Origin of the sequence: Sphingomonas sp. CCH9-F2, assembly GCF_001556735.1 — a bacterium.
GTDB classification, from domain to species: domain Bacteria; phylum Pseudomonadota; class Alphaproteobacteria; order Sphingomonadales; family Sphingomonadaceae; genus Sphingomonas; species Sphingomonas ginsenosidimutans.
Window position 1 is genome coordinate 1 of the sequence record NZ_LSJO01000200.1, and the last position, 9,992, is coordinate 9,992.

Consider the following 9,992-nt stretch of genomic DNA (forward strand, 5'->3'; position numbering starts at 1 on the left):
CCCGCCGCTGCCGTCCGCAACGAAATACAGCGCCTTCGACGCGGCGGGATCCAGCACCGCGTCGATCGACAGCCGGCCGGGATTGGCGATCGGCCCCACCGGCAGGCCTGGGCTGGAATAGGTGTTGTAGCCGTTCTTCGCGCGCAGTTCCGACTGGCGAATGCGGCGGCCCAGCGGCCGGCCCCTGGTGATCGGATAGATCACCGTCGGATCGGCCTGTAGCGGCATCCCGAGCCGCAAGCGGTTGGAATAGACCGCGGCGACCGCGCGGCGTTCCGCCGGCTTGCCGGTTTCCTTCTCGACGATCGAGGCGAGGATGATCGCCTGCCGCGGGGTCGTGACCACGGTGGTCGGCTTGCGCGCCTTCCACGCCGCCGCGAGATAGCGGGTCATCGCCGCCTGCATCCGCGCCAGCACCGCCGCGCGCGTATCGCCGCGTTCGAAGGCGTAGCCGTCGGGCAGCACCGACCCTTCCGCCGGTACCCCGACGTTGCCGGTCAGCCCGTCGGCCGCCATCAGCCGGTCGTGCACCAGCACCGACGGCAGCCCTTCGGGAACGATCACGACGCGCTGCACCGCCTTCCCGCCCTGCAGGATCGACAGCACTTCCGATGCGCTGACCTTTGCGGGGAAGGCATATTCGCCCGCCTTGATCGCGGTTCCCGCACCGAACAGCCGCGCCTGAGCGCGGAACCGCCCGGCCGAGGCGATGACGCCCGCGCGCTCCAGTTCGCGCGCCGCCGCCGCCAGCGTCGCGCCCTGCGCGATGGTAACGGTGGTGGCGCGTTCGGAGGGCCCGTGCCCCTTCCAGCCCTGCACCGCCCACCATCCGGCGATCACGATCAGCAGGCCGGCGATCAGCCCGATACAGCCGACCCTGCGCATTTCGATCGTCTCCTCAGACCGCCTTCATCACCAGCGAGGCATTGGTCCCGCCGAAGCCGAACGAATTGTTCAGCACCGCGCGCACCGGGCGCTTCTTCGCGACCAGCGGCACCAGGTCGACGCCCTCGGTCCCCTCGTCCGGGTTGTGGAGGTTGAGCGTCGGCGGCACTACCTGATCGCGCAGCGCCAGGATGCAGAAGATGCTCTCCACCGCGCCCGCGCCGCCCAGCAGGTGGCCGATCGCCGACTTGGTGCTCGACATCGACGCGCCCGACAAATCGTCGCCGAACACGCGCTTGGCCGCGGCCAGCTCGATCGTGTCGGCCATCGTCGAGGTGCCGTGGGCGTTGATATAGTCGATATCGCCCGGCCCCATGCCGGCCTTGCGCAGCGCCATCCGCATGGCCAGTTCCGCGCCCTTGCCCTCCGGGTGCGGCGCGGTGACGTGATAGGCATCGCCCGACAGGCCGTAGCCGACGACCTCGGCATAGATTTTCGCGCCCCGCGCCTTGGCGTGCTCATATTCCTCCAGCACGACGACACCCGCGCCCTCGCCCATCACGAAGCCGTCGCGATCCTTGTCATAGGGGCGGCTCGCCTCCGTCGGACGATCGTTCATGCTCATGTTGAGCGCGCGCGCCTGCGCGAAGCCGGCGACGCCCAGCGGGTTGACGGTGCTTTCCGCGCCGCCCGCCAGCATGATGTCGGCGTCGTCGTCCTTGATCATCCGCGCGGCATCGCCGATCGAATGCGCGCCGGTGGAGCAGGCGGTGACCACCGCATGGTTCGGCCCCATCAGTCCGTATTTGATGCTGACCTGACCCGAGATCAGGTTGATGAGCCGCCCGTGGACGAAATGCGGGCTGACGCGGCCCGGCCCGCGCTCGTGCAGGTTGACCGATTCGATCTCGATCCCCGGCAGCCCACCGATCCCCGAGCCGATCGACACGCCCGCGCGCAGCTTCGTCGCCTCGTCCATGTCGGTAAGCCCGGCATCCTCCAGCGCCTGCCCGGCGGCATCGATGCCATAGATAATGAACGGATCGACCTGCCGCTGGATCTTGTGATCGACGCGCTGGTCGGGGTCGAAGCCATATTCGTGGTCCCTGGGCTTCACCTCGCACGCGATGGTGCATTTCTGCCCCGTGGTGTCGAAGCGCGTGATCGGCCCGGCCCCGGACTTTCCGGCGATCAGATTGGCCCAGACGGTTTCGACATCCGCACCCAGCGGGGTGACGAGGCCAAGTCCGGTGACGACGACGCGACGCATAGGCTTCCCTTCAACTACCGTATGCCGCGCCACTCCCCTGCACGGACGGTTCTTCAAAATGAAACGGCTTCCCACCCCTTTCTGGAAAGGATGGAAAGCCGCTCACATCGGTCGATGGCCGGGCGTTGGCAAGGGCATGGCCCGCCCGCCCGGCGCTTCGGGCTTAGCCCTTGTGCTCGTCGATGTAGGTGATCGCGTCCTTGACGGTCGAGATCTTCTCGGCGGCGTCGTCCGGGATTTCCACCCCGAACTCTTCCTCGAACGCCATGACCAGCTCGACGATGTCGAGGCTGTCCGCGCCCAGATCGTCGATGAAGCTGGCGTCCTCGGTCACCTTTTCGGCTTCGACGCCGAGATGCTCGACGACGATCTTCTTCACGCGGTCGGCGGTCTCGCTCATGTTATTCCCTCTCTAACTTGGGGGGTAAATACGGAATTGCTGAACGCAGGTAGAACGGGGGGCGCGGCCTGACAAGGGTGTGCGTGGCGACCGCGCGGTGATCCCACCCGTATCGGGGTCAGACCATCGCCATTCCGCCATTGACGTGGATGGTCTGGCCGGTGACGTAACCGGCCTCCCTGGACGCCAGATAGACGACTGCGGCGGCAATATCCTCGCCGGTGCCGAGGTCGCCGGCGGGGATGCGCGCGGTCAACGCCTGCTTCTGTGCGTCGGGCAGCACGTCGGTCATCGCCGAGCGGATGAAGCCGGGCGCGACGCAATTGACGGTGATGTTGCGGCTGGCCAGTTCCTGCGCCAGCGCCTTGGACATGCCGACCAGCCCGGCCTTGGACGCGGCATAGTTCGCCTGCCCCGGATTGCCGGTCTGCCCGACGACCGAGGTGATCGACACCACACGCCCGAAGCGCTGCTTCATCATCGGCTTGGCGGCGGCGCGGATCAGCCGGAACGCGGCCTCCAGGTTGACGCGGATCACCTGATCCCATTCGTCGTCCTTCATCCGCATCGCCAGGTTGTCGCGCGTGACGCCGGCGTTGTTGACCAGGATGTCGATCCGCCCGCCCAGCGCCTCGACCGCCTGCGGCACCAGCGCGTCGACCGCGGCGGCATCCGACAGGTCGCACGGCACGGCCACGTGCCCCCCCCCGCCCAGTTCGGCCAGGAACGCCTCCAGCTTGGCCACGTTCGTCCCCGACACTGCCAGCCGCGCACCCTGCGCCGCCAGCCCCTTCGCGATCGCCGACCCGATCCCCCCCGATGCGCCGGTGACCAGCGCGGTCATGCCTGTAAGGTCGAACATCTCATTCTCCGTTGTTTTGGTTCACGCGGAGGCGCGGAGACGCGGAGGAGCGATGGTTGTTGACCACCCGTCGCACGCCTTCCTTCAGCGTCTCGCCCCCGAAATTGATGAGCAGCCCGACAGGCTGCTCGACGAGCCTAAGATACGTCAGCAACTGCCTGGCATGTACCGCCAACAGCTTCTCAACGGACTTTATCTCGACGACCAGCCGACCGTCGATCAGCAAACGCCGCCGGAAAGACGTGCCCGTCGAAATGAATGTCCACCGAATGCTGCCGGGAGACGGAATACCCCATTGTCGCCAGACGCCCCGCAATGACCGTTTCGTGCACGCTCTCCAGCAGCCCCGGCCCAAGCTCGCGGTGGAGACGCCACGCAAGATCGAGAACCTCACCGCTGATGGCGTCGATGTCCCTCACTTCTTCTCCGCGTCTCCGCGCCTCCGCGTGAACATCACATCTTCTTCAACAACGCCTCGATATCGTCCATCGAAACGACGCTGGTCGCTTCCGCATCCGGCGCGATGCGCTTGACCATCGGGGACAGCACCTTGCCGCCGAACTCGACGAACTCGGTCACCCCCGCCGCGACCATCGCCAACACCGATTCGCGCCACCGCACGCGGCCGGTCACCTGTTCGACCAGCAGCGCACGGATCGCGCCGGGATCGGCGACCGCCGCGGCATCGACGTTGGCGAAGACCGGGACCAGCGGCGCGCGCAGGTCGGCATCGGCCAGCGCCGCCTCCATCGCGCGCGCGGCATCCTCCATCAGCGGGCAGTGGAACGGCGCCGACACCGGCAGCAGCACCGCACGCTTGGCGCCCATTTCCTTGGCGAGCGCGACCGCGCGCTCCACCGCCACGCGATGACCGGAGATCACCACCTGCGACGGATCGTTGTCGTTGGCGACGGTGCAGACCAGCTCCGCGCCACCCTCCGCCAGGATCGAATCGACCGCGGCACCGGCGATCACCTGCGCCTTCTCGACATCCGCGCCCAGCAGCGCGGCCATCGCGCCCTCGCCGACCGGCACCGCCGCCTGCATCGCACGCCCGCGCAGCTTCAGCAGCCGCGCGGTGGTGGACAGGTCCAGCGCCTCGGCGGCGCACAGCGCGCTATATTCGCCCAGCGAATGGCCCGCGACATAATCGGCCTTGCCGGACAGCGTCACCCCGCCCTCGCGCGTCAGCACGCGCAGCGTCGCGATCGCGTTGGTCATGATCGCGGGCTGGGCATTCTCGGTCAGCGTCAGTTCGTCCGCCGGCCCCTCGGCCATCAGCCGGCGCAGGTTCTGGCCGAGCGCCTCGTCGACCTCGCCGAACACCTCGCGCGCCACCGCGGACGCATCGGCGAGCGCCACGCCCATGCCGACCGCCTGACTGCCCTGCCCCGGAAAGATGAACGCGCGCATATCCCAACTCCTTTGACTGGCGCGCTGCTAGGCCGCACTTGCGCCGCCGGTCAACCGCGGCGACTTGCCTTTGCCGCCGCGATACGCCATAGGGCACGCCGCTTCGGGCGGGATGGCGATGCCGTTCCCGCCCGTTTGCCGTTGATTTGAAGACGACAGCCGGAGGGGCATGGCACGGGGCCATGTCAGCGATCGGCCAACATAGAGGAAAGACATGGCTCTGTACGAGCACGTGTTCCTTGCGCGCCAGGATCTGGCACAGGCGCAGGTGGACGCGCTGGCGGAATCCGCCACGAAGATCGTCGCCGACCACGGCGGCACGGTCGTCAAGACCGAGACCTGGGGCCTGCGCAGCCTGGCGTATCGCATCGCGAAGAACCGCAAGGCGCATTACGTGATGCTCGAGATCGACGCACCGGGCGACACCGTCGCCGAGCTGGAGCGTCAGACCAGCATCAACGAAGACGTGATCCGCTACATGACCGTCCGCGTCGACGGCCACGAAGCCGGCCCGTCGGTGATGATGCGCAAGCAGGAGCGCGATCGCGAGCGTCGCGCCGATCGTGGCGAGCGCGGCGGTGACCGCGGCGAGCGTCCGCGTCGCGACCGTGAAGAGGAGAACGCATAATGGCGCGCCCGTTTTTCCGCCGCCGCAAGTCGTGCCCGTTCAGCGCCAAGGATGCGCCGCGGATCGACTATAAGGACGTCCGACTGCTGCAGGGCTTCGTGTCCGAGCGGGGCAAGATCGTTCCGTCGCGCATCACCTCGGTGAGCGCCAAGAAGCAGCGCGAGCTGGCGCAGGCGATCAAGCGTGCCCGCCACCTGGGCCTGCTGCCCTACGTCGTGAAGTAAGGAGAAGAGCAGATGGACGTCATTCTGCTTGAGCGCGTCGAGAAGCTCGGCGGCATCGGCGACGTGGTGAAGGTGAAGGACGGGTTCGCCCGCAACTTCCTGCTGCCGCGCAAGAAGGCGCTGCGCGCCAACGAGGCAAACCGCAAGGTGTTCGAGGCCAATCGTGCCCGCATCGAAAGCGACAACGCCGCGCGTCGTACCGACGCGGAGAAGGAAGCCGGTTCGTTCAAGGACGCGTCGGTCACGCTGATCCGTCAGTCGTCGAACGTCGGCCAGCTGTACGGCTCGGTCGCGGTTCGCGACCTGGTCGAGGCGCTGCAGGCCGATGGTCACAAGGTGACCAAGAGCCAGATCGTGCTCGACCGCCCGATCAAGGCGATCGGCGTGTACGACGTGCGGGTGCAGCTGCACCCGGAAGTCGCCGTCACTGTGAAGGTGAACGTCGCGCGCTCGCCCGAAGAGGCCGAGATGCAGGCGGCCGGCGTCGACGTCATGGCGCAGGTCTTCGAGGAAGGCCGCGACCAGGGCGGCTTCACCGAGGATTACGATCCCAATGCCGAGCCGGGCGCGACCGCCGAGGTTCAGGAGGAGGAGGAAGCGCAGGGCTGATCCCCCGCGCTTTTCCTTCCTCGCCCCACCCCCGCCCCTGGGCGGGAGCGGGATACAAAAAGGCCCGCCTGGATCGCTCCAGGCGGGCCTTTCCGTTGGGCGCCGCTAGCGGGGGGGGATGCGACGCCCGGGGGGCTCGTGGGTCAGGGCACCGCGACGCACGCGCCGAGCACGGCGACGAGCGGAACGATGGCCAGGACCAAGGGAAAAATCTGCTTCATGTCTGCCCTTCGACAACCGGTAGCCGGTTCGTGGTGCTCAATGCCGGTGCCGCGCAAAGGTTGCGGCGGGCGGAACGAATAATCGCGCACGGGCAGATCCGGCAGCGGCACCGCCTGCGCGGCCGACGTGCGAACGCACGGACGATGAACACGCTGTAATCGCTACCGTTTTGGAACAAATGTCACTGGCCCTGTCCCAACCGCCATGGCAAGACCTGTCCACACACACGCGGAGAACGCGGATGGGAGTGACCATATATGAGCCGCCCTCCCGTTCGCCGGAGGAACCGCGGCGCGAACGCGCGGTCGAACGATCGGGCGCATTGCTGATCCGCAACGACCCCCAGTTGCAGGCGCTGGTCGCGGAGGCGAGTGCCGTGCTGCACACGTCGATGGCGGCGGTGTCGATCGTCTATCGCGACTGGCAGTATCTGATCGCCGCGGAAGGAATGCCGACCGGCCCCTACAGTCGGCGCGCGTCGCTGTGCGGCCATGCGATCCTGGCCACCGACACGGACGAGGACGTGTTCTGCATCCCCGACGCATGGCGCGATCCGCGCTTCGCCGACAATCCGATGCTGGCCGGCACGCAGTTGCTGCGCTTCTACGCCGGGGCGCCGCTCGTGGATGACGACGGGCTGACGCTAGGCATGTTGTGCGTCATCGATTCGACCCCGCGCGACCCGCTCCGCCCCGCCGAACGCCGCCGCCTGTCGGAACTCGCCCGCCTCGCGGTGAAGCGGCTGGAGCAATTGCGGCCGGTTTGAGGGGCGCGCGCCGGTCGGGAGCCTTCACGGCAGGGCCGTTCATCTACATTGTCGGAATTCATCCAACAGCATGCACATTCCAAGACGGCAACGTCTGGCTTTGGTGGATAGCCGTCGTTAAACGGTACGCGGTATAGCGTTCCAAATGAACGAGCCATACCTGCCCAAGTCGGACTTCATCTGGATGGCAGCCGAAGGCGATGTGCCTCTCTCTGGCAGCCCCGAAGGCAACGCCAACCTCGCGCTGCTTATCGCTTTTGCCAAAGACGACGACGTGTCGAACCGAGATTGGGCAACCATGATCTTGGCGATGCACAAAATTGATACGTCCGAGGTTCGGGACGCATTAATAGCCGCCACAGACGACGTGGAACCTTGTATTCGTGGCGAAGCGTTGGAGGGACTTGTTGATCGAGACAGAGATCTAGCTCTGCCGCTCCTCGCTCGTGAACTGGCCCGCGATGAATGCGGTTATGCGACCTTAAAAGCCGCGCATACTTTGGCCCACCCGTCCCTTTTGGGGTTGCTTGAAAATTGGACAAATCGGGGCGGTGCGCCATGGATTGACGATACGATTCAGGACGCGATTTCGGCCTGTAGGGCGGCTACAATTGGGCGTAGTCCGCATTGGCCTTCCCCCCTCACCTCCGCCCGAACAGCCGCTCCACATCCCCCATCTGCAACTTCACCCACGTCGGGCGCCCGTGGTTGCACTGGCCCGAATGCGGCGTCGCCTCCATCTCGCGCAGCAGCGCGTTCATTTCCGCCACCGACAGGACGCGACCGGCGCGGACCGAGCCGTGGCACGCCATCGTGCCCGCCACCGCATCGAGCCGCTCGCGCAGCGACAGCGCCTGGTCATAAGCCGCCAGTTCGTCGGCCAGGTCGATGACCAGCCCCTTCGGATCGCCCTGCCCCAGCAGCGCGGGCGTCGCGCGAACCAGCATCGCGCGCGCGCCGAACCGTTCCAGCTCCAGCCCGAAATCGGCCAGCTCGGCGATGCGCGCCTCCAGCCGGTCGCACGCCGGCTCGTCCAGTTCGACCACCTCGGGCAGCAGCAGCGCCTGCGACGCGACGCGCCCGCCGGCCAGCGCCGCGCGCATCCGTTCCAGCACCAGCCGTTCGTGCGCGGCATGCTGGTCGACCAGCACCAGCCCGTCCGCCGCCTCCGCGACGATATAGGTCTTCGCCACCTGCCCGCGCGCGACGCCCAGCGGGAAGTCGCCTGCCTCCGGCGGCGCGCCCCACGCCGGCTCGGCGCGCGCAGCGGGCGGGGGTGCGAAGAAGGTCGGGCGGCGGTCGTTGAGATATGAACCGCCCCCCGACGGGTGAGGGGCAGCCGCAAAGGGATCGCTCGGTGAGACACCGGCCCCTCCCCCAACCCCCTCCCCGGTGGGGAGGGGGCTTGTCTGTTCCGGCTGCCAGAGCGCCATCACGTCGGCGGGCGCATCGTGCGCCACCCGGTGCCCCGCGGCATCCAGCGCGCGGCGCAGGCCCGAGACGATCATCCCGCGCACCAACGCGGGGTCGCGGAAGCGCACCTCGGTCTTGGCCGGGTGGACGTTGACGTCGACCTCGCTGGGCGGGACGTCGAGGAACAGCGCGACCACCGCATGGCGATCGCGCGGCATCATCTCGGCATAGGCGCCGCGGATCGCGCCGATCAGCAGCCGGTCCTTCACCGGCCGGCCGTTGACGAACAGATATTGATGGTCCGCCACGCCGCGGTGGAAGGTCGGCAGCCCGGCGACCCCACCCAGCACATGGCCGTCGCGTTCCAGGTCGATCGCCACCGAATTGTCCGCCAGCGCGCGATCGGTCAGCGCCGCCACCCGTGCCGGCCGCCCCTCCGCCGCCGCCACCGACAGGACGCGGCGCCCGTCGTGCTCGACGGAAAAGGCGATGTCGGGGCGCGCCATCGCCAGCCGCCGCACAACGTCGAGGCAGGCGGCATATTCGGCGCGCGGCGAGCGCAGGAACTTGCGCCGCGCCGGCACGCGCGCGAACAGCCCGTCGACCACCACGCGCGTTCCCGGCGGCAGCGCGGCGGGGCCGTCGCGTTCGACCACACCATTGTCGACGGTGCGCGACCAGCCGTCGCTACCCCCCGGCCGGCTCTCGATCGTCAGCCGTGCGACCGAGGCGATCGAGGGCAGCGCCTCGCCCCGGAAGCCGAGCGTGACGACGCGATCGATATCCTCATTGGGCAGCTTGGAGGTGGCGTGGCGTTCCAGCGCCAGCGCGATCTCCTCCGGGGTCATGCCGCAGCCGTCGTCGGCGACCTCGATCCGCTCGACGCCCCCGGCGGACAGCGCGACTGCGATCCGCCCCGCGCCCGAGTCGATCGCATTCTCGACCAGCTCCTTCAACGCGCTGGCCGGTCTTTCCACCACTTCACCGGCGGCGATACGATTGACCAGATGCGAAGGGAGACGGCGTATTGACACGAGGCAGTCCCTAGCCCAAGCCGCCGCATCCCGCGACCCCGGAAGACGCCTTCGTTCGACATGATACCGATGGTGTCACGTGGTCAGGATACAGGCGAACCCTTGCCGGTCGCACGCCGGCGACCCGAACAACGGACAGCAACGTCAATGATATTCTCGCGCTTGTTCAAGATGACCTCGCACGACATGGCGATCGACCTCGGCACGGCGAACACCGTCGTCTACGTGCGCGGGCGCGGCATCGTCCTGAACGAACCGTCGGTGGT

General features: G+C 67.7%; 12 protein-coding genes and 1 pseudogene. 5 read left to right on the top strand and 8 right to left on the bottom strand.

What is annotated here, in order from left to right:
- From mltG to fabD, 6 genes and pseudogenes are all read right to left on the bottom strand, one after another.
- A partial coding sequence (gene mltG / locus AX685_RS05795; RefSeq protein WP_066486339.1) for an endolytic transglycosylase MltG occupies window positions 1-885 on the bottom strand: 885 nt, incomplete at its 3' end.
- Between the two features lie 13 nt (window positions 886-898).
- Window positions 899-2,155, bottom strand: a complete 1,257-nt coding sequence (fabF, locus tag AX685_RS05800; protein ID WP_066486346.1) for a beta-ketoacyl-ACP synthase II — start codon at window positions 2,153-2,155, stop codon at window positions 899-901.
- A gap of 163 nt (window positions 2,156-2,318) precedes the next feature.
- A complete protein-coding gene (locus AX685_RS05805; RefSeq protein ID WP_066486348.1) occupies window positions 2,319-2,555 on the bottom strand; it encodes an acyl carrier protein in 237 nt (78 codons plus the stop codon).
- A 118-nt stretch (window positions 2,556-2,673) separates the two neighbouring features.
- Window positions 2,674-3,417 (bottom strand): 3-oxoacyl-[acyl-carrier-protein] reductase, encoded by a 744-nt coding sequence (gene fabG / locus AX685_RS05810; RefSeq protein WP_066486349.1) that lies wholly within the window; start codon window positions 3,415-3,417, stop codon window positions 2,674-2,676.
- 121 nt (window positions 3,418-3,538) lie between these two features.
- Window positions 3,539-3,836, bottom strand: a pseudogene (locus AX685_RS23420) (GxxExxY protein); the annotation flags it as partial.
- A gap of 34 nt (window positions 3,837-3,870) precedes the next feature.
- Window positions 3,871-4,830, bottom strand: coding sequence for an ACP S-malonyltransferase (fabD, locus tag AX685_RS05820; protein WP_066486350.1), 960 nt, complete (start codon window positions 4,828-4,830; stop codon window positions 3,871-3,873).
- Window positions 4,831-5,044: 214 nt separating this feature from the next.
- On the opposite strand from fabD, the gene rpsF reads away from it, so the two are divergent.
- Genes rpsF through rplI form a run of 3 tightly spaced genes read left to right on the top strand, consistent with a single transcriptional unit; the run spans window position 5,045 to window position 6,291 of the window.
- The gene (gene rpsF / locus AX685_RS05825) at window positions 5,045-5,458 is read left to right on the top strand and encodes a 30S ribosomal protein S6 (RefSeq protein ID WP_066486351.1); all 414 of its coding nucleotides are present in this window, start codon (window positions 5,045-5,047) and stop codon (window positions 5,456-5,458) included.
- Window positions 5,458-5,682: a 30S ribosomal protein S18 gene (rpsR, locus tag AX685_RS05830; protein ID WP_007403456.1), complete on the top strand. Its 225-nt coding sequence runs from the start codon at window positions 5,458-5,460 to the stop codon at window positions 5,680-5,682. The genes rpsF and rpsR overlap by 1 nt, the downstream gene beginning before the upstream one ends.
- Before the next feature lie 12 nt (window positions 5,683-5,694).
- Window positions 5,695-6,291, top strand: coding sequence for a 50S ribosomal protein L9 (gene rplI, locus AX685_RS05835; RefSeq protein WP_066486352.1), 597 nt, complete (start codon window positions 5,695-5,697; stop codon window positions 6,289-6,291).
- Between the two features lie 143 nt (window positions 6,292-6,434).
- Here the strand turns inward: rplI and AX685_RS21450 are convergent, their stop codons facing one another.
- Complete coding sequence (locus AX685_RS21450; RefSeq protein WP_156445696.1) at window positions 6,435-6,623, bottom strand: hypothetical protein; 189 nt, start codon at window positions 6,621-6,623, stop codon at window positions 6,435-6,437.
- A gap of 137 nt (window positions 6,624-6,760) precedes the next feature.
- Here AX685_RS21450 and AX685_RS05840 point away from each other — a divergent pair, with 137 nt between their 5' ends.
- Entirely contained in the window at window positions 6,761-7,279 is a 519-nt protein-coding gene (locus AX685_RS05840; protein WP_197418507.1) for a GAF domain-containing protein, read from the top strand.
- A gap of 641 nt (window positions 7,280-7,920) precedes the next feature.
- Here AX685_RS05840 and mutL read toward each other — a convergent pair.
- Window positions 7,921-9,726, bottom strand: coding sequence for a DNA mismatch repair endonuclease MutL (mutL, locus tag AX685_RS05845; protein WP_066486361.1), 1,806 nt, complete (start codon window positions 9,724-9,726; stop codon window positions 7,921-7,923).
- Between the two features lie 147 nt (window positions 9,727-9,873).
- Between mutL and AX685_RS20910 the strand changes: the two genes are divergently transcribed.
- On the top strand, window positions 9,874-9,992 hold a 119-nt coding region (locus AX685_RS20910; protein ID WP_197418508.1), incomplete at its 3' end, for a rod shape-determining protein.